Origin of the sequence: Microbacterium sp. NPDC056003, assembly GCF_042274785.1 — a bacterium.
In the GTDB taxonomy this organism is placed as follows: Bacteria; Actinomycetota; Actinomycetes; order Actinomycetales; family Microbacteriaceae; genus Microbacterium.
In genome coordinates, this window is sequence record NZ_JBHJXQ010000001.1 from 1,709,563 (window position 1) to 1,729,918 (window position 20,356).

The window sequence follows — 20,356 nt, forward strand, 5'->3', positions numbered from 1 at the left end:
AGTGACAGAGCAGCTCCCCGTCTTCGCGACGAACCGGATCGCACCGCCGATGTCCGTCGGCGACGAGATCAACAGGCTCTTCCGCGTCAACCGTGACGCGCTCGCGGTGCCCCCGGGTGCCGCGATCGCCACCGCATACCTGAACCCGGCGGGGTTCCTGCTGCTGGCGGATGAGCTGGAGAAACTGCCCCGCATCCGGATCCTGCTCGGTGCAGAGCCGATTCCCGACCCGCAGATACGGCTTGAAGCCGATAGGACCGCGACCCAACGGTTGCAGGCCGCGCTCATCGATCACGACAGCTGGCTCAAAGCTGAAAGAGATGCGCTGGGATTCGACCTTAAGTCCACGACATCCGCGCAACGTCTGGTGTCATGGTTGCGTGCTGCGGATGAGCGGGGCGAGCCCATCGTCGAGATCCGTCGCTTCACGGGCGGGTTTCTCCACGGCAAGGCGTTCATCAGCCAGCATCCGACGCATCCAGCCTTCCTTGCTGGTTCCAGCAACCTCACGCTCGCTGGCCTCACGCGTAACACGGAGCTGAACGTCGGTGCCTCGGGCACGCACGGATCAACCCCGCAGGTCATCGACTGGTTCGAGGAGTGCTGGGCCGACTCTGAGGACTACGACCTCGCAGCGCTATACGAAAGCCTCTGGGCGCCGCACACTCCGTGGACGGTGTTCCTCCGCATGCTCTGGGAGCGGTATGGCGCCAACCTCGAGGACGAGAAGCCAGGGCCGACACGGTTCGAGCTGACCCGGTTCCAGGCCGATGGCGTCAGGCGCATGAAGCGCCTCCTCGACGAGGTCGGCGGGGTGCTCGTGGCCGACGAAGTCGGTCTTGGCAAGACGTTCCTTGCCCTCGAGGTGATCGCGGCGGCAACGGAGGAACAGCGCCAGCGTGTGATCATCGCGGCCCCCGCCGCGCTGAAATCGAGTGTGTGGGACCCGATTCTCGAGCGCTACGACATGAGCCGCCGAGTGAAGGCGTACTCGTACGAAGAGATCCGCAACCGGATGGATCCCGAAAGCCCGAGGCACCGCGAGTTCTACGACCGGGCGGAGGACGCGGCGCTCATCATCGTCGACGAAGCGCATAATCTGCGCAACGCCAGCGCTGCGCGTTCCGAGGCGCTTGACCGGATCATCCTCGCGGGCAAGCATCCCAAGAAGGTTGTGCTTCTCACTGCGACTCCGGTCAACAACTCGCTGATCGACCTCGAGACGCTCGTCAAATACTTCATTCGTGACGACGCGCGCTTCGCTGGCATCGGCATCCCGTCGATCCGCGCCTATATCCGCGAGGCGCAGAAGGTCGACCCTGAGGCGCTCACCCCCGGACACCTTTTCGACCTCATGGACCAGGTCGCCGTGCGCCGCACCCGCAAGTTCGTGAAGGAGAACTACACAGGCGAGTTCGTTCCCGGACCCGGCGGGAAGAAGATCCCGGTCGAGTTCCCCGACGCTCGCGTTCGCCGTGTCGACTACGACCTCGACGACGCCGGACGTGACCTCGTCAGTGCAGTCACGTACGCACTCGACATCCCCGACGAGGAGAAGCACGCGGCATCCTTCACGGTCCGCAGAGATGACGAGAAACGCCTGCTGCTGTCTCGCTATGCGCCGAGCGCGTACCTGAAGACGGAGAGACTTGACGGCACGCAGGTTACCAACATGGGTCTGCTTCGGTCGGCGCTGCTGAAGCGGTTGGAGTCCTCACCGCGGGCGCTCGCGAGTACCCTCGGCGTGCTCACGATGACCCACGAGTCCTTTCTGAAGGGCCTCGACAACGGGTATGTGCTGATCGGCGGCGCACTTCGGGACTATGTCAACTCGGAATCCGAGGATCTCGATGAGGTGGTCGAAGGACTTGACGAGGACAGCGCCCACCAAGCCGCCGCAGTCGACGGCTACCATCTCGAGCTTCTTCGCGGTGACGTTGAGCAGGATCTCGTGCTCATCCGCGACCTGCAGCGACTCGCGATCGCGGCCGCCCATGCCGCCGAGCCCAAGTCGATGCGGCTTATTGAGCAGCTGGGTGACATCGCTGCCAAGGCCGCGCCGATCAGCCCTCAGGGCATCTCCTCGGAGGATCGGCGGAAGGTGATCATCTTCTCCACCTATGCAGACACCATTCGCGACCTGCACGAGCGTCTGACCGACGCGCTCGCCGTCACCGACCCGTCGGATCCCCTCGCCGCGTACAACAACCGCCTCGCGCCAGCCATCATCGGCGAGTATGCGTCGGGCAAGATCGGCGGCGTCAGCCAGACCGCTCGCGCCGACGCTATCTCGGGGTTCGCGCCGCGAACGGCGGGTCGGCTCGACGACGAGGGCAACCCACTGGATCGCGACCGGTTCGACATCCTGCTGACCACGGACGTGCTCGCCGAGGGCGTGAACCTGCAGCAAGCGGCTCAGATCATCAACTACGACCTGCCGTGGAACCCGATGCGGATCGTGCAACGGCATGGCCGCGTCGATCGCATCGGCAGCCAGCATCCCGAGATCCACCTTGGCGTGTTCTTCCCCGCCGAACACCTGGATCAGTTCCTCAACCTTGAGCAGACCCTGATCCGCAAGCTCCGGCAAGCCGACGCCGCTGTGGGAACGGGGACGGTGCTTCCCGGGGTGTCTGCGATGCCGCCGAGGGACCACTACGACGCCGACACCATCGCTCAGGAGATCGAAGACCTAGTCAACGAGAGCGGCGGATCCGCGGCAGGGTCAGGCGAGGAGTACCGCCGCCGGCTAGCGAACGCGCTGGCCAAGGAACCGCTGCTCCGTGCACAGCTGGAGGAGCTTCCGCACGGAGCGGGAAGCGGTTTCGTCAATTCAAAGGTCGCGGAGAACCTCTACGTTTTCTGTATGCGGATGGGCGAGGGAGACAGTTCTCGCGTGTGGTTCCGTAACGTCTACGCCGATACCGCATGGAACGTGGTGGTCGAAGAGGATGGCCGGCTGAAAGTCGAGGACGACACCCTCGACTCGCTCGTGGCAGCAGACCCGGGTAAGCCGGACCGGGAGCGCGAGCTCACCGATCAGGCGTTCCGAGGGGCCTACGAGGCGTGGGCGGTCGCGCGAGATCACGCTCACCGGGAGTGGATGCGCAGCACTGATCCCAACGAGATGGCCGGCGCGGTGCCGAGGGCGTTCCGCGACGCCGCGGGAATCGTGCTCCAGCACGGGCAGCACCTGGGTGGACCGAAGCAGGGCGAGGTGCTGCGACGCCTGAAGTCCGTTCCCACCACGAAGGCGAAAAACCGGATGAGGGGTGCGCTTCAGGCAGGCGGGAAGCCCGTCGAGCAGATCGACCGAATCATCAGTGTGCTCGATGAGTTCGGCATCCAGCCGGCCGCGAAGGTCGAGCCGTTGCCCGTCATCGACCCGGACGACATCCGGCTGATCGCATGGATGGCGGTCACCGGCAACGGCAAGGGGGAGCAGTGACAGAGGCGGAGCGTGTCATCGGCGGTCTGAACCCGGACCTCGCGCTCCGCGTGTTCGAGTTCGGTGCGTCGCGGCCTGGTCAGGTCGAGGTCGTCAGCGATGAGGCGCGCGGCTGGTTGGCACTCGAAGAGTCACAGAGTACCTTCGCTTTCGCTGAAGTTGAGGGGGACGAGCTGCGGATCCTGCCGTTCCTCGGCGACGTCGATGCGACCCGCGCGTTGCCCTTCGTTCAGTCGATCGATGACTCCTGGCTCGACGGTTCCTACGAGATCGTGATCCACGGCGCCGCGGCGACCGAACTCGAGAGCGCGCGGTTCATCGATGAATGCCTGGAAAGCGCCCGCGAGCACTGGTGTCGGACAGTCGTACCGTCACCACCTTCTGCGGCCCCCAAGGTCGACGCCCCCTCGACGATGCCTGGTGCCGTTGAGGTGGTCACGGCCTCGACAGCGTCGGATGTCGAGGCCGCTCCGGCTCCGGAGACTGCCACGATCGCGCGACTGCGTGCGGACATCAGTCCCGAGTGGTCGTGGGCTTCGGCGAATGCTCGTATCCCGCAGATCGCCGATGTCGTCATCGAGTTGGGGGAAGCCGCCGAGCACGCGCGCCTTTCCGTAACCCTCCGCGATGCTGACATCATCTTCGGAACCAAGGTCGTGCACGACGGAGCGATGTCGGCGGGTCCATCAGAGTTCGGCGCAGTACATGTGCCGCTCTCGACACGAGTGATGTCGCAGGTGGACGAGCGGCTCGGCGCCACCTGCGAGATCGTCCTTGAAGTGGACTCCACGGTCGTAGCGCGTATCGATGAGGCCGTCGACCTGCAGCCACGCGACCTCTGGAACCACGACGGCGATGCAAAGAACAGCGGCCGCTACGTCCACCTCAGGGGGCAAGCGTCTCGCCTGAGGCGGATCCTCGACGAAGAGCCGCAGCACCCTGACCGGCTCCAGATCCTCCAGGCGATGACCGACATCCAGCGAGAGATCGACGCGCTCGACGCACTGTCAGGGTCCCTGCTCGCGGCGTTCGTCCGCCCCAATCACCCGGCGGTCGCGGCTATCGCCCGCGATGCGGCCAGATTGCGCGGGGAGCTTGCCGGTGAGTCGTCGTTCCATGTGTTTCAACTCCCGGAGCGGAGCCCAGAGCAGCGACGAGTCGTTGCTGATGGAGTCGAAGCATCGATCACTGCGATCTACGAGAGCCTTCGCTCCCGCAAGATCGCTTACTCCGAACCGCCCGCAGGTTGGGATTACGCGCACGTGGGCCAGCGCATCCGGGATCATGGCGAGGTCGCGAACGGTGGGCTCGCCACCTGTATGGACACGACGGTGCTCACCGCTGCGGTGATCGAAGACGTCGGGCTTCGGCCCTTGCTGGTACTCATCCCCGGGCACATCTTCGTCGGCTATTGGCGACACAACCCCGACCTGAGCGGACGCGACGGCACGCCGGATTGGTACCCCCGCCGAGTGATCGTCGATGACGTCTCGGTTGTGTCGAACCTCGTCGACGCCGGGTACTTGGGAGTCATCGAGACAACGGCGCTGACAGTCACCAAGGATCGCAGCGCCGACGATGCCCGCTTCGAGGCGCTGCGCGGAAGACTCGCAAGCGGAATGTCCGATGACGACGTGACGCTGATCGATGTCGCGGCGGCGCGACGACTGGGCGTCTCTCCACTCCCGGCCGTGATCGAGCGTTCAGACGGCAACACCGAGATATTCGAGTACCGCGTCGACGCTCCCGCAGCGGTCACGTTCGTTGACTCCGATGCGCCCGAGACTGCCGTTCGCGAACGTCGTGTGGACTTGCATCCGCCCCGATACCGGACGTGGAAGTCATCGCTCTTCAGCCTGAATGCGACGAACGCACTCCTCAGTCTCGGGAACAACGCGAGGGTGCAGCCGGTCGTGCTCCCGCCGTCGAGCTTGGGGGAGCTCGAAGACATGCTCAACCAGGACAAGTCGTTCGTTGTGCGCAGCGCGTACAGCGTGCCGGAGGTCTGGGCAGCGCGTAGACGCATCAACGCCATGCAGATGCTCGACTCGCAGGAAGCGGAGGATCTCCGCGACCTCCATTCCGCGATGCGCGATCGCAACCTTTTCATCCAACGGTTCGGCCGCTCGAGCGATGAGCTGCGAGCGGTGTCGCAGACGGTGACGATCCGCGAGCTGCGCACGATGGCACACAACGCGAAGACAGCCCGTGAAGAGCGGGGTATGAATCCGCTCTACCTCTGCCTCGGCATCCTGCGCTGGCAGCACTCCGCCGGCAAGACCGCCGACGCTCCACTCATCCTCGTGCCCGTGAACATGGTGGGCTCCCGCGGTGGTCAAGAGTTCACGCTCTCGCTCGACGCAACACAGCAGACGACGACGAACGCGGCGCTCATCGAATGGCTCCGGCGCGAGCACGGCCTGACGATTTCTGGGCTCGCAGAGCCGATCGCCGACCGAGCGGGCATCGACGTGGATGCGGTCATCGCCGACGTTCGCGATGCGCTGCTCGGGCATCGTGGCACGCTCCAGGCACAGGTACTCGCCGAAGCGCGGCTCGCGACTCTCGACCTTTCCGCATTCCGTATGTGGCAAGACCTAAACGCCCACGCGGACCGCTACCTCGAGCGACCGATGATCCGTCACCTCGTCGAAACGCCCACGGAGTTGTTCCAGGATGCCGCGGCCGCGGCATCCGCAGAGCCGTCGGTCGAGGAGGTGGAGCAGCTCGAGACCCCCATTCCCGCGGACTCGACGCAGAAACGCGCCGTGCTCTGGGCCAAGCAGGCGCGGACATTCGTGTTGCAGGGGCCTCCCGGCACAGGCAAGTCGCAGACGATCACGAACATCGTCGCTGAGTGTGTGCTCGCCGGCATGCGGGTGCTCTTCGTCGCCGAGAAGGGCACGGCCCTTGCAGTCGTGCAGCGTCGCCTCGATCAGATCGGGCTGAGTCCTTTCACGCTGAATCTTCACCATGAGGGTTCGAACTCGGTTGAAGTGCGCGCGTCTCTGCAGCGCGCGCTCAACGCGAGCGCGAACCCCGACGCGCTGGCGATGGAGAGCGCGCGGCGGCGACTCCGCAACGCTCGATTCGAACTCACGCAGTACCCGGCGGCACTGCATACGCGCAACGCGGCGGGTCACTCCGCATACAGTGCTCGTGACGAGCTGCTCGTCCTCGGCGAAGGCACGGTGATCCCCGTGCCCGTCGAGTCGGTCGCGCATCATGCGGAGAGCCTCGAGGCTGTGCGCGAGACGTTCCACGACGTGCAGCGATGGACAAGCGCGGCGCGGGTGCGGCCCCACCACCCCTGGCGATTCGCGGGAGTGGGCGCGGGCGATCCGTTCGATGTCGATCTGGTTCGCGGTGCGCTCGAGCAGCTCCTCGCCGGTGTTCGGTGGGCCGAGACTGCCCAGGGTGAACTTCGAGCGGCGCTGGAGGAGATCACGCACCCGCGTCAGTTCGAGACTCTCGCGCTTGCCGCGGACCCTGCGCTCCCGCGCGGGGTGGAGCTTGGCTGGGTGCTCGACCCTCAGTGGGTCGATGGCGCCCCGTCCACCCTCTCGGGCTGCGAACAGGCAGCTGCAGGCTGGAGCGCCAGCCTGCGAGGGTTCCCGCACGGAGTGATCGATCTCGACCTTCCCGCGATCGCATCAGCGTTCGATGCGGCAACCGCCTCAGGATTCATGGGGCGGAAGGCGCGTCAAACCGCCGCCCTCGCGCCGCTGGCTGCAATCGCACCCCTCGGGCTCGAAGTTACCGCTGTGTCGGCGCCTGACCTGCTCAAGAGCCTCATTGCCGCGCGTGATACCGCGGCCCAGATCCGTGCCTCGCTCGCGGCGATCCCCGGATTCGCAGGCGTGGTGCCGTCGAACCCCTTCGCCCCCGGTGCATTCGGCGGCGCGCGTGCGCGCCTCGCGGAGCTCACTGCTGCGACCTCCGGCCTTCGCGGATCGGACGGTTGGACGCTGCGCGTCCGCGCGCTCGCTGAGGCCGGCCAGCTCGACGGTCAACTCGAGCATCTGCGGGCATTTGCAGGCGCGTGGACGACGCTCATGCGCGAGCTCGTCGTCCAAGAAGATGACCTCGCGGAGTGGCTATCCAGCGGGCCGCTGAGTGCGGCCACACGCCGCCACGCCGACGAGTGGAAGCGCGACGCCGACTACGAGCGGCTCCTGGGACTGCAGCAGTGGTGCGCGCTTGTGAGGAGCTTGGAGTGCATGCGAGCCGCGAGGCTGCAGGACGCCCGAGCGGAGTTGCTCAACGGAAATATGCCTGCCGATGGGGTCGAAGACGCGCTCGCGCGCGGCATCGCGGCCGCATCGCTCGCGGAACGTACGCGTGCCTCGGGGCTGGATCGCTTCGACGCCGTTGCGCATGACGATCGAGTCGAGGCATATGCCGCCGCGCAGACGGAGGTGCGTGCCCAGTGGGTCACTGACGCCCCGAATGCGATGCTCGAGCGCCGCGGTGGCGGCGGTCGCGGCGCACACACCGGTGGTCTGGAGCGAGAGCTTGAGAAGACCACTCGCCGGCTCGGGACGCGGGCGATTCTTCGCAAGTTCGGCGACGCAGTGCAGCAGCTCACCCCGCTCGTGCTCGCCAGCCCCGCGTCGGTGGTCGACCTGATCGACCCCCAGCTGATGGAGTTCGACCTCGTCATCTTCGACGAGGCTTCCCAGATCACGGTACCCGAAGCGATCGGCGCGCTCGGCCGAGCGCGCGCGGCCATCATCGTCGGTGATAGCAAGCAGATGCCGCCCACGCGTCGGGTGGGTGGCGGCGTGAGTGACGAAGAGATCGAGGACGCTGACGACGACGACATCCTCGAGGATCAGGAATCGATTCTGTCGGAGTGCGAGCTCGCCCGCGTCCCGACGCTGAGCCTCAGCTGGCACTACCGCAGCCAGGACGAGCAGCTCATCGCGTTCAGCAATAGGAAGTACTACAAGGGCGATCTGTCGAGTTTCCCGACGCCGACGCTGCTGTCATCCGAGACAGGGATCGAGTTTCGCCGCGTGGCGATGCCCGGCCCGGACTCCCATGCCGAAGCACGCGGCTATGCCAATGTGCCGGCCGGCTACGAAGACGGTCGATACCTGCGCGCGGGCAGCAAGACGATCGAACTCGCCGGCGGCGTCCGGGCAGGAGCGAACACCAACCCGGCAGAGGCGTTCGCCGTGGTCGACGCCGTCCGCGGACTGATCGCCGCGGCCGGCGAGCGCAAGCCGTCGATCGGGATCGTCACCTTCAACGAGCGCCAGCGTGAACTGATCGAAGACCTGCTCATCCAGAGCAACGACCGCGGCATCCGCGCGGCGATGGACGAGCAGAAGATGGGGCGCAACGACGTCCTATTTGTGAAGGCGCTCGAACAGGTGCAGGGCGATGAGCGCGACATCATCATCTTCTCGGTCGCGTTCTCGAAGCAGGCCAATGGCAAGATTCCGACCAACTTCGGCCCGCTCTCGAACAGCGGGGGTGAGCGTCGCCTCAACGTCGCGGTGACGCGAGCGCGACGGAAGAACCTTGTCTTCTGCAGCTTCGACCCTGCGGATCTCGACGTGGAAGGTTCTGCATACGACGGTCCGAAGCACTTCAAAGACTTCCTGATCGACGCGGCCCGCTCCGGAGGCGCCGCTGTGGCGACTCCTGGTCGGGTTGCGATTCGCGATCGTCACCGCGACGACATCGCGGAGGCGCTTCGCGCGGCGGGACTTCATGTCATGACCGATGTCGGAATGTCGAACTTCCGACTCGACCTTGTGCTCGCCCGGCCCGAGGCACCCGACCGGCCGGTTCTCCCGGTGCTCCTCGACGGGGAGAGCTGGACGCGTCGCTCCACCGTGTCGGATCGCGACGTTCTGCCGCTGGAAGTCCTGCGCGGCCTCATGGGGTGGCCGGCCGTTGCGCGTATCTGGTGGCCCATGTGGATGCAGAACCGCGAGACCGTGGTCGCACAGATGCTCGAGCAGATGGATGCTGCCGAAGAGGCCGTTACGCCGGATCCCGTCGAGGATGTGGGGGTCGATCCGAGCGCCGCTCCGCCCGTTGCGCCGACTCCGGAGCCGGCGGCGGGCGTGTCTGTCGACGAGACGGCGTTGGAGCCCACGCAGTTCAGGTCGATGGATGTCGGCGTGCCGGGAGTTGACCGCGTGCGTCCCGCCAAGCCGGTCGCAGACGAGCCGGCTCCCGACGTAGCCGAGCCAGCGGTCGCGGATGAATACTCGAGTGGCGGATCAGGTGAATCAGTTCGAGCGAGTCGGGACGGGGTGTTCGTCCCCGCGCACGCGAACGTCGTCGGTTCACGCGACGTTCTCGATGAGTTGCCCCGGCGTTCCTCCGCCGCGGCAGTTCGGGAGCAGATCCTCGACGTGATCGACTCCGAGGGACCGGTTGAGCTCGCTCGTCTGACGCGCATCGTCGCTCGACGGTTCGGACTCAATGCGGTTCGCGCCGCGCGTGCCGAGGAGATTGCGCGGCTCGTACCGCGCGACCGCCTGAAGAAGAGCCGTCTCGGGGCATTCGCATGGCCCGAAGGGCTCGACCCGCAAACGTGGGAGGGCTACCGGAGCTCCGACAAGGACGGCTCACGGTCTCTGGATGAAGTCGCCCCTGAAGAGATCAGGAACGCGATGATCGCAGTCCGGCAGCTCGCACCGACGCTGGACGAAGAAGGAGTCCTTCGCCGAACCGCGGAGGTCTTCGGGATCGTCCGCTTGGGTGCTCTGGTGAAGGCGCGGCTCTCCGCGGTCTACCGCAGTCTGCCCGAGTAGACGCGCGGGGGCGGTCTGTCGGCACTCAGCGCCTGGAGCGGTCTTATTCGCAAAGCATAGGATGATGCTTGCGCATCGCGGAACATTTGGCTATGCTGATCGCATAACTTCCCTATTGCGATGCGAGGACTCATGAAGATCAACACCCAGCTCGATGTCAACGCCGTCGCGCTCGACGTCGAGGACGAAGTCACCATTATGCTCGACATCGATGCCCCGGCCCTCGATGTGCAGCGCTCCCGCCCCGTCGCCTCGCTCCAGGTCGTTCTCGACCGGAGCGGTTCGATGTCGGGTGCGCCGTTGCAGGGAGCCAAGGACGCGCTGATCGCCTTGGTTCGGCGGCTGGAGCCGTCGGACAACTTCGGTCTGGTCGCATTCGACAACGAAGCGCAGATCGTCGTTGCCGCGGGACCGCTCCTCGACAAGGAAGACGCGATCGCGCGCATCCGCAGCGTATCTCCCGGTGGCTCGACCGACCTCGGGTCGGGGCTGCTTAGGGGCTTGCGCGATCTCAAGCGAGTCGCCCGCGACGGTGGCACACTGCTGGTCATCTCGGATGGGCACGTGAACGCCGGGCTCCGCGAGGTCGACGACTTCGCGCGGGTCGCCGAGCATGCGCGGGAGGCTGGCGTCGTGATCTCGACGCTGGGCTACGGCGAGCACTACGACGAGACACTGCTTTCGGCCCTCGCGCGCTCCGGTGCGGGCAATCACGTGTTCGCAAGTGACCCGGACGCGGCGGGAGCTGCCATCGCCGGCGAGGTCGACGGCCTGCTGGCCAAGGTTGCGCAGGCCGTGACGCTCACCCTCGTTCTCGAGCCTGCGGTGGCGATGGTGCGGCTGTACAACGACCTTCCGAGCCAGGCGCTTGCGGATGGTCGCATCATGATCGAGATCGGCGACCTGTACGCGGAGGAGAAGCGTCGTCTCCTGATCAAGCTCAAGGTGCCCGGCAGGTCCGAACTCGGAGTGGCGAAGATTGCGGCGCTGGAGGTCGCGTATGTCGATCTTTCCGCCATGGTCGAGTACACCGCGAAACTGCCGGTCGTGGTCAATGTCGTCCCCGGCGACGAGGCTGCGAAGCGACTTGCTCACCCCGTGGTCGAGTCCGAGAAGCTCTTTCAGGATGCGCAGCAGGCGAAGAAGCTCGCCTCCGAGGCATTCGAGCGCGACCAGGTCGCGTCAGCCCGTGCGCACCTCGTCGAGGCGAAGTCCCACCTCAGTCGCGCCCTGGAGCTGGCGCCGGCGGAATCCGCGCTGGGCATCAGGGATGAGATCTCGTCGGTCGACCGCATGACTGAGATGGCAGCCGAGCAGTCGACGCAGTACATGTCGAAGCTCAGCCGGTCGTCGTACCACCAGATGAACCGCAAGCGTGGTCGCACGGATGCGACCGATACCGACAGGTCGGTCGCCGGGTGAGCCGACTGCCTCAGCGCTGTGTGCGGCTGCGGTCTTCGACGACGCCCTGCATCACCCGGGTCTGCACCTTGTTGAGCGCCTCCATCCGCACGGAGGCGGGTAATGACTCCAGCGCGTGGACCGCCCCCTCGATCGCATCGTCGAGGGAAAGAGGAGCTGGGCGGGCGGCGGCCATGGCAGAGCGAACGATGGGCAGGCTCTCCGCGGTGTCGAACAAGTCGTCGAGTGACATCCCGAGCACACGGGACAACGTCACTTGGTGCTTCGCGGATGGGAGTCGGTATCCGGTCTCGATCTGCGCGACGTACGGGTACGAGAGGTCGGTGGCCTCCGCCAGCTCCTTGCGGCTCATTCCGAGCTCCTCGCGCCGCGCCGCGATGCGTTTGCCGAGCGCGAGATCTCCCGTGCGTGGGGAGGAACCTGTGGCGCGCGGTTCGGGGCTGTCAGAAGGCATGCATCTATGCTCTCAGAACAGACGATCTCATGCAATCGGAAAGAAGTTGGCAGATTGGGGCTCGGCGGCAGCCGTGCTCGTTCCTGTAGCCCGACCGAAGGATGGCGATGTTTCTCCTGCCTGACGGCACCCTCGTGACAAGCGCGAGCGACCTGACGCTGGCGTCGAACTGCGAGTTCGCGTTCCTACGCAGACTCGATCAACTCCGGGGCCGCATCGAGCGAATCGATGCAAAGGTTGACGCCCTCCTGGACCGCACGGCGGCGCTCGGCGACGCACACGAGATGCGCGTACTCGAGGCGTACCGCGCGCAGTTCGGTGACGGGGTTGCAGAAATCGAGCGACCGGATCCGCTGACCCTCGACTCGATGTCGGAAGCCGCATCCGCGAGCCTAGGCGCGTTCGCCAGCGGGAAGGACGTCGTCTTCCAAGCGACAATGTTCGATCTCGACCCTGCCGCGAACATAGCCTTCGTCGGATTCGCGGACTTCATCGTGCGCCAGCCAGACGGAACCTATCGGATCGAAGACACGAAGCTCGCCCGGTCGCCCAAGGTGACGGCGGTCCTGCAACTCGCAGCCTATGCGGACCAGTTGAGTCGTTGCGGCGTGCGCGTCGACGAGACGGTCTCTCTCCTGCTCGGCGACGGTACCCCGTCGGAGCACCGCGTCGATGACCTGCTGCCGGTGTACCGGCTGCGCCGTCGACGGCTGCTCGAGCTCATCCGGCTCCGCGACCGCGAGGCTACCGGCAGCGACGGTGCGCCGGTGACCTGGGCAGACGCCAGATTCTCCATCTGCGGCGCCTGTGACCACTGCGCCGCGGAGATCGCGACGAATCGTGACGTTCTTCTGGTGGCCAATCTTCGACGCGGGCAACGCGAGCGGCTCCTGGCCGCCGGCATCCGCACGATCGACGACCTCGCGGCGAGCTCCGGGCCAGTCGACGGGATCGGCGAGCGCACCCTCGCGACCTTGCGAGCTCAGGCCTCGCTCCAACTGCATTCGATCGAGGGTGAACCTCCTCCCTTCTCTCTCGTCGACGCCTCTTCGATCAACTCGCTGCCCGCCCCCAATGAGGGGGACATCTTCTTCGACTTCGAAGGCGACCCCCTCTATACCGAGGGCGGAGGCGCAGCATGGGGACTCGACTACCTCTTCGGCCTCGTTGAGGCGGATGGGAAGTTCCGGTCGTTCTGGGCACACACCTTCGCCGAAGAGGGGCAAGCGCTCCGTGAGTTTCTCGAGTACCTGACTGAGCGGCGCGGGCGGCACCCCCAGATGCACGTCTACCACTACGCGTCCTACGAGCGGACGCACCTCGCGGAGCTCGCCATTCGCCACGGCTACGGCGAAGAGATCGTCGACGACCTCTTTCGGCAGCACGTGCTGGTCGACCTGTACCCGGTCGTCCGCTCGTCGGTGAGGGTGGGGTCGCCGTCGTACTCGATCAAGAAGCTCGAGCCGCTCTACATGGGTGACGATCTGCGCGACGACGATGGCGTCACGAACGCCGGGGACTCGATCGTCGAATACGCGCACGCCGTCGAGCTTCGGGATGCGGGCGACCTGGACGCCTACGCACAGACGCTCCGCAGCATCGAGGACTACAACGCGTACGACTGCCGGTCGACGCTGCGGTTGCGTGCCTGGCTTCTCGCGCTGACGCCTATCGGCGATCACACGCAGCCGTCGCCTGCCCCCGAGCTGCGAGTGCTTTCGGACCAAGCCCGCGAGGCGATCGAGCTGGCGGATGAGCTTCTCGCACTCGCGGGCGACCCCGTGACGGCGCAGCAGGACCCTGAGCGGATGCCGATCGCGCTCGCCGCAGCTGCCGTCGGCTACCACGCCCGGGAAGACAAGAAGACGTGGTGGGAGCACTTCGGTCGGCTCCTCGCCCCCGTCGACGAATGGATCGATCAGCGCGGCGTGTTCGACGTGCAGCGCACGGAAGTTGAACGCGACTGGTACAAAGAAGGTCGGCAACGGAACCTGCGCCGTCGGTTGCGGCTGACGGGCCAAGCGGCGCCCGGGTCTCTGTTGAAGGCGTCGACTCAGCCCAACTCGTACTTCCTGTACGACGTAGATTCCGACGCGCCGCGAACCGACCACGACGACCCGGGCGCCAGGGTCGCCCGGAAGGTCGCGATCGACGAGGTCGGTGACGATTGGCTGACCGTGACCGAGGTGCTGGGCAAGGACGATGAGCCCTTCTCGGATCTCCCCATCGCGCTGACGCCCGGTCCGCCGATCGACACCACAGCCCAGCGCCAGGCGATCGCCGAGTGGTGCCGCGCAGTCGCGAGCGATCTGCCCGATTGGCCGGCGGATGCGGCATCCGACCTCCTTCGTCGAGTGCCGCCGCGGACAACGTCGGAGGCCCTTCCGCAAGCGGACGTTCTTGATGCCGCGACACTCGCGACGGCGCTGCGAAGCGTCGACCGCTCCTACCTGGCAGTGCAGGGGCCGCCCGGAACGGGGAAGACGCATCTCGGCGCCCACGCGATCACGCAACTCGTGCAGTCGGGATGGCGAGTCGGTGTCACGGCGCAGTCGCACGCGGTGATCGACAACTTCCTCGACGCGGTCGTCGAGGCCGGGCTGGATGCCGAATCCGTCGCCCACGTGGGCGGCGACAAGCCGACCGCCTACCCGTCGGTGGAGTCGGGCAAGATCTCGGCGTGGGCGGCCGACCAGCCTGCCGGGTTCGTCATCGGCGGAACCTCGTGGGTCTTCTCGAACGCCAATCAAGTCCCGCGCGGCGACCTGGACCTCCTGGTCATCGACGAAGCCGGACAGTTCTCCCTCGCGAACACGATTGCGGTATCGGTCGCCGCCCAGCGGCTACTTCTCCTTGGCGACCCGCAACAGCTACCCCAAGTGTCGCAAGGGGTGCACACGCAGCCGATCGACGAGTCTGCGCTCGGATGGATCGCGGGAGGAGAGCCGGTGCTTCCCGCGCAGTTCGGATACTTCCTGCCGCTCACCCGAAGGATGGACGCGGCGCTCACGGCGCACGTCTCGTGCCTGTCATATCGTGGCGCGCTGCACGCGCACGAGGGGAACGCTGCGCGACACCTTTCCGGAGTTGAGCCAGGTCTTCACATTGAGCGGGTCGCTCATCACGGGAACTCCGTGTCCTCGGCCGAGGAGGCGAACGCAGTCGTCGACCGAGTGCGTTCGCTGTTGGGTACTCCGTGGACGGATCTCCGCGTCGGCCGCGAGTCGGACCCCCTTCGCGCCGAGGACATCATCGTGGTGACGCCGTACAACGCGCAGCGCGAGCTAGTCCTCACCCAGCTTGCGCAAGCGGGGTTCCACGGCGTCGAGGTTGGGACGGTAGACAAGTTCCAGGGGCGTCAGGCAGTCATCGCGATCCTCACCCTGTCAGCGTCTTCGGCCGCGGATGTGCCGCGAGGCATGGAGTTCCTCATCAATCGCAACCGCCTCAACGTGGCGATCTCCCGCGCCCAATGGGCATCGACGATCATCTACTCGCCGGGACTATGCGAGCACCTGCCGACAAGCGTTGCCGGGCTCAAGGAGTTGAGTGCTTTCGCCAAGCTCGTGGGAGCAGACCGATAGCTGGAGCGCTGGTGGCTGGCGGACTCGACAAGGCAACTCCTCGCGAGCACGAAGCAGCGGCTCACCCAAAGCCGCCGCTCACGCACAGCCGCCCATGTCCCTCGACAGCGCCACTCACCTCAACCACATAGGCATAGACGACCAAGAGCGAGAAGCCGAGCCCCGACCTCGAGGAAAGACAGAATGCACGCAGGCACTTTCTGTTTAACTCGTTCCGAACATCGCAAAATACGCGTACGCTGGACCCATGCGCGGAGGCCTGGAGCGCTGGAAGAGGGGTGTCGGATCGCAAGGGGTCCGACAGGCTCTCGCGTACGCCTTCCAGGGGTCGTGTGACTCGCATCTGCGGACGACGGTGGGCGTCGAGGCGCTCGCGGCATACGGCGATGCCGGTAGCGCGGGCGTCACGCGGTACGTCGTCGAGGGTGGGAGCATCGGCACCGACGCCCTCGACGAGCAGCAACTCCGCCGCTGGGTCGACGGCCGCGATCCAGACACGGATGAACGCCGAGGCCGCGACCTCACGTCTCCCGATGCCGACCTGATTCTCGACGGCACGATCAACGCCCCGAAGTCTTACAGCATCGCGGCGATGATTAACTTCGAACTCGCGCGCGAGTTCGAAGCACTGCAAGACAGGCTGCGCGACCGCATCGTCATGACCTGGCAGAGCGAACTGAACGCGCGCCGCGGCGCCGGCGGCCGCATCCGGGAATCACTCCACCGCATCGAGGTCGTCGAGCTGCAGCACCGTCGCTCGCGCGCGCTCGACCCGCACATCCACCGTCACCTGTGGCTGAACGTCAAGGTGCTCGGCGAAGACCGCAAGTGGTCGAACGCCGACTCCCGAGTCGCCATGAAGATGCAGACGGTCATCAACGCCGAGGGGGAACTCGCGGCGCGGACGGACCCGCAATGGGTCAGCGCGCTCGCACGACACGGGTTCACGATCGACGCTGACGGCGAGATCGCGGAACTCGCGCACGCCGTGCGCCCGCTCTCACGTCGGTCGACTCAGATCGAATCCAACCGGGCGGTGCTCCTGGCTGCCTGGCGCAGCGAGCACCCGGGACTGGAGCCGAGCCCCGACGAGCTCCACCGCATCGACCGGCTGGCGTGGGCGAAGGCCCGCCCGAACAAGCCCGGCAAAGTCGACGAAGCCGCGTGGGAGCAGCTCATCGCCGACGAACTCGTCGCGATCGATTCCACGATCCTGCGCGAGCGTGGTGAGGTCCCACTGCCTTCTGCGGAGCTCGGTGAGCTGGATCTGGAACTGCTGGCTGCGCGCGCGGTCGTCGAAGCAGACGCGCGATCGGCGAGCTGTGGCGGACGCTTCAGCCTGTTCGCCATCCGGGCCGGCGCGACGCGTGCGGTCGCGGCATCCGGAGTCGTCGCGCCGCGCGGCGAACTGCAAGGCGTCATCGACGATGTCATCGATCGCGCGCTTGAGCAGACGGTCGATCTGCTCGATGGTGAGCCCGAGCGCCCCGCGCACATCAAGGGCTACATGGCGTCGGCCACGGCGGTGGCGAAGGTGGAACTCGCTGCACGATTCGGCGCGCTCGCCCTCGCCGGCGTTCGTGCTTCCGAGGGCGAGATCGCGGATGCCGCGGCCACGGTGCTGAGCGACGGTATCAAGCTCGAGGGACGCCAGGTTGAGGCTGCGGCGGCGATCGCCGGAACAGATCGGTTGGTGTCTGTGACCGGCCCCGCCGGGGCGGGAAAGACGACGATGCTGCGGGTCGCGAGAGCGGCGCTCGCACACCGCGGACGCTGCATGGTCGTGGTCGCGCCCACCAAGAAGGCGGCATCCGTTGCTGGGCGTGAGATCGGCGCGTCGGCATCGAGCCTGCACGCGCTGCTCGGCGACCACGGGTTCCGGTGGGGACGAGACGCCGCGGGCGCGGAGATCTGGACGCGGCTGCAGGTTGGTGAGATCGACTCGGTGACCGGGATCGCGTACGAGGGCCCGAAGCGGTATGCGCTCGTCGCGGGCGACCGAATCGTCGTCGACGAGGCCGGCATGGTCGACCTCCACGCGGCCAATGCGCTCGCCGCGATCGCCGCCGAGTCGGGCGCGGGCATCGCGATGGTCGGTGACCACCTCCAAGCGCGCCCGGTCGGACACTCGGGTGCCATGGCCACAATGACCCGACGTGCGACGGCCGTGGTCGAGTTGACGGCTGTGCACCGCTTCACAGATCCCAAGTACGCGACCCTCACGCTTCGCATGCGGGAACCGGCATCCAAGGATGCTGCGCTCGCCGTCGCGACGGATCTTGCCGACCGCGGGCTGGTGCACCGCGTGTCCGATCACGTTCAGGCGCGCGACGTGATGGTGGAGTCGTACTTCCGCTGGGCCGCCGGTCACCGCCGCGTTGCCCTGGTGACGAGCACCAACGAAGAGGCGGACGCGATCAACGAGGCCATCCAGCAGCGGCGGGTCGAGCACGGGGAGTTGCCGCTCGCTCGCATCGCTGTGGGTCAGGGCGAGCAGCGGTTGCTCGAGGGCGACGTCGTGCAGACCCGGCGCAACGATCGCGCGACGGGTGTGGAGAACCGCGCGGTCTGGGTTGTGCGTCGCATCACGCCGGCCGGGCTCGAGTTGGCGAGTGTGAGCGACGCCGTCGACACCCGCGTGGTCAGACACGAGTACGCCGCCGACCACGTGCACCTCGCCTACGCGTCGACCGTGCACGGCATCCAGGGTGAGACGACGGATGCCTCGATCGTCGGCCCAGGTGTGGATGCCTCGGGCCTGTATGTCGGCATGACGCGCGGGCGCGTGCACAACGAGGCGATCGCGATCGCGCGAACGGATGCCGCGGCGACGGATCAGATAGCGGAGAGCATGATGCGCGGCATCCCCGAGGTCAGCATCGACGACTCGGTGCGCGCGGCGCGGAGCGAACTCGGGCGGGCCGCCCGTCCAGCCGAGCGTGCGGTCGGCGACGATCTGCGGCAACTGAACGAGTGGATGCGCACTGCACGGCGGACGTTGCTCAGCCTCGACAGCCAGGTCGCGGCGCAGGATGCAGGGGCTCATGGTCGAGCAGGTGGTGATGCTTCGGGCGGTGATCTGGCCGACGTCCGCAGCGCGCTGCGCGCTCGGTACGAGTCGGCCTGGCAGCGACACGAGGAGCTTCTGCGGCAGTACCTCGAGACTGAACGCGGCGCGGTTGCTCGGGGTCACGCTGAGGACGTCGCGGCTCCGGTTGCTGCGCCCGAGGTTCGGACCCGCTCGTTGCTCGGTCGCTGATCTTGACCGATGGTGGCAGAGCAGTCGATCGATGGGTGAAGTACCTGATAGAGATCTCCTCATGACCGAACTGATTGGCTACCAGGCTCGCGAGGAAATGGATGGGGCACGAGGTCCTCACACTTGCAGACGTGTGGCCCGCCGAGCCGCGCGCGATGATCGTGGGGCTCAACCCCGCACCGTCGAGCGTCGAGGCGGGCCACTACTACCAGGGCCAGGTGGGCCAGGGGCAGTTGCGCAAGCTTGCCGCCGCGGGGTTGTTCCGTGCGCCGTCCGACCGGCACTTCGAGGATGCTGCGCTCTCCGCAGGGGTCGGCTTCACCGACATCGTCAAGCGGCCGAGCCGCGGGGAAGGCGATGTTGGCGCAGACGAGATCCGCTTCGGAAGTGCGCAGCTCGCGGACAACCTCCAGTCCCGCGGAGTGCAGTTGATCGTGTGCGTGTTCCGGCATCCCGTGAAGGTCCTGCTCGGGACCGAGGGCGTGCCGGGGATGCAGGCCAAGCGGACGTCGTGGGGAGCGCGAGTGTTCCGGATGCCGGGGCCGTTCGACAAGCGCGAGAACGTGGAGCGCGTCATGTCAGAGCTCTCGGTGCACCTGGACTCGGGCGAATAGCTCACGCGTCCCATCGGGCTCAGTGGGTCGCGTGCGTAGCCGCGCTGATGTTGGGTCAGGATGGTCGAGTCGCTCCGATTCATCCGGGGTGATGGATCTGGGGAGGTTCCATGCTGAACGAGAAGGAGCGGCCGATCGACTACGCCGCGCTCAAGAGTCGCCACAGGCAGGAGCGCGACGGCCACCCGCCGGCGCTGTCGCTTCGCGTGCACCGCGCGCTGAGCTGGCTCGGGCGAGCGGAGCAGTCCGCGGACGACAAGGACGTGCAGTTCATCCTGCTCTGGGTCGCGTTCAACGCCGCGTACGCTCAGGACCTCGGCGTGGAGAGTTCGCAGTCGGAGCGTGAGCGGCTTCACGCGTTCCTCGGCCAGCTGTGCCGAGTCGATGAGAAGCGGTTCGAGGCGCTGCTTTGGCATGAGTTCTCGGGCAGCGTGCGGGTTCTGCTCGAGAACCGATACGTCTTCCAGCCCTTCTGGGACTGGCAGAACGGGCGGATCAGCGAGGCCGAGTATCAGCGGCAGTTCGACGGTGCTCGCAGGGCTGTCGAGCGCGCGCTCGGCGCCGGCGACACGAACGTCGTCCTCCAGATCGTGTTGCACCGGCTCTACACGCTCCGAAACCAGCTCGTGCACGGTGGCGCGACGTGGAACGGTGACGTGAACCGCGATCAGGTGCGCGACTGCGCCAGCATCCTCGGTCGCTTCGTCCCGCTGATCATCGCCACGCTCATGGATCACCCGGCACAGGACTGGGGGCCTGTGCACTATCCCGTCGTGCACTGATTGACGGGGCCGGCACG

At 66.5% G+C, this 20,356-nt stretch carries 8 protein-coding genes; 7 read left to right on the plus strand and 1 reads right to left on the minus strand.

The genetic code is table 11. From position 1 onward, the window contains the following. Position 1: 1 nt before the first annotated feature. The 3 genes from ACFC1W_RS07860 to ACFC1W_RS07870 all read left to right on the plus strand — a co-directional run bounded on the left by ACFC1W_RS07860 (position 2) and on the right by ACFC1W_RS07870 (position 11,646). Complete coding sequence (locus ACFC1W_RS07860) at positions 2-3,448, plus strand: SNF2-related protein (RefSeq protein ID WP_375990680.1); 3,447 nt, start codon at positions 2-4, stop codon at positions 3,446-3,448. Next, entirely contained in the window at positions 3,445-10,224 is a 6,780-nt protein-coding gene (locus ACFC1W_RS07865) for a DUF4011 domain-containing protein (protein ID WP_375990682.1), read from the plus strand. The genes ACFC1W_RS07860 and ACFC1W_RS07865 overlap by 4 nt, the downstream gene beginning before the upstream one ends. A 132-nt stretch (positions 10,225-10,356) precedes the next feature. Beyond that, positions 10,357-11,646 carry a VWA domain-containing protein gene (locus ACFC1W_RS07870; RefSeq protein WP_375990684.1) on the plus strand — a complete coding sequence of 430 codons (1,290 nt, stop codon included), beginning with the start codon at positions 10,357-10,359 and terminating at the stop codon, positions 11,644-11,646. A 10-nt stretch (positions 11,647-11,656) separates the two neighbouring features. On the opposite strand, the gene ACFC1W_RS07875 is transcribed toward ACFC1W_RS07870, so the two are convergent. Continuing rightward, entirely contained in the window at positions 11,657-12,100 is a 444-nt protein-coding gene (locus tag ACFC1W_RS07875; RefSeq protein WP_375990687.1) for a helix-turn-helix domain-containing protein, read from the minus strand. Positions 12,101-12,207: 107 nt separating this feature from the next. On the opposite strand from ACFC1W_RS07875, the gene ACFC1W_RS07880 reads away from it, so the two are divergent. The 4 genes from ACFC1W_RS07880 (at position 12,208) to ACFC1W_RS07895 (ending at position 20,339) form a co-directional block, all read left to right on the plus strand. Beyond that, positions 12,208-15,684: a TM0106 family RecB-like putative nuclease gene (locus ACFC1W_RS07880; RefSeq protein WP_375990689.1), complete on the plus strand. Its 3,477-nt coding sequence runs from the start codon at positions 12,208-12,210 to the stop codon at positions 15,682-15,684. 247 nt (positions 15,685-15,931) lie between these two features. After that, a complete protein-coding gene (locus tag ACFC1W_RS07885) occupies positions 15,932-18,943 on the plus strand; it encodes an AAA family ATPase (RefSeq protein ID WP_375990692.1) in 3,012 nt (1,003 codons plus the stop codon). A gap of 101 nt (positions 18,944-19,044) precedes the next feature. After that, on the plus strand, positions 19,045-19,557 hold the full coding sequence (locus ACFC1W_RS07890; protein ID WP_375990694.1) for a uracil-DNA glycosylase family protein: 513 nt from the start codon (positions 19,045-19,047) through the stop codon (positions 19,555-19,557). A gap of 110 nt (positions 19,558-19,667) precedes the next feature. Beyond that, positions 19,668-20,339 carry a hypothetical protein gene (locus ACFC1W_RS07895; RefSeq protein ID WP_375990696.1) on the plus strand — a complete coding sequence of 224 codons (672 nt, stop codon included), beginning with the start codon at positions 19,668-19,670 and terminating at the stop codon, positions 20,337-20,339. Positions 20,340-20,356: the final 17 nt, after the last annotated feature.

Excerpts from the sequence above, each read along its gene's own strand:
- ACFC1W_RS07880 (WP_375990689.1), top strand. The coding sequence starts at position 12,208 with ATGTTTCTCCTGCCTGACGGCACCCTCGTGACAAGCGCGAGCGACCTG.
- ACFC1W_RS07875 (WP_375990687.1), bottom strand. The coding sequence starts at position 12,100 with ATGCCTTCTGACAGCCCCGAACCGCGCGCCACAGGTTCCTCCCCACGC.
- ACFC1W_RS07885 (WP_375990692.1), top strand. The coding sequence starts at position 15,932 with ATGCGCGGAGGCCTGGAGCGCTGGAAGAGGGGTGTCGGATCGCAAGGG.
- ACFC1W_RS07895 (WP_375990696.1), top strand. The coding sequence starts at position 19,668 with ATGCTGAACGAGAAGGAGCGGCCGATCGACTACGCCGCGCTCAAGAGT.
- ACFC1W_RS07870 (WP_375990684.1), top strand. The coding sequence starts at position 10,357 with ATGAAGATCAACACCCAGCTCGATGTCAACGCCGTCGCGCTCGACGTC.
- ACFC1W_RS07890 (WP_375990694.1), top strand. The coding sequence starts at position 19,045 with ATGGGGCACGAGGTCCTCACACTTGCAGACGTGTGGCCCGCCGAGCCG.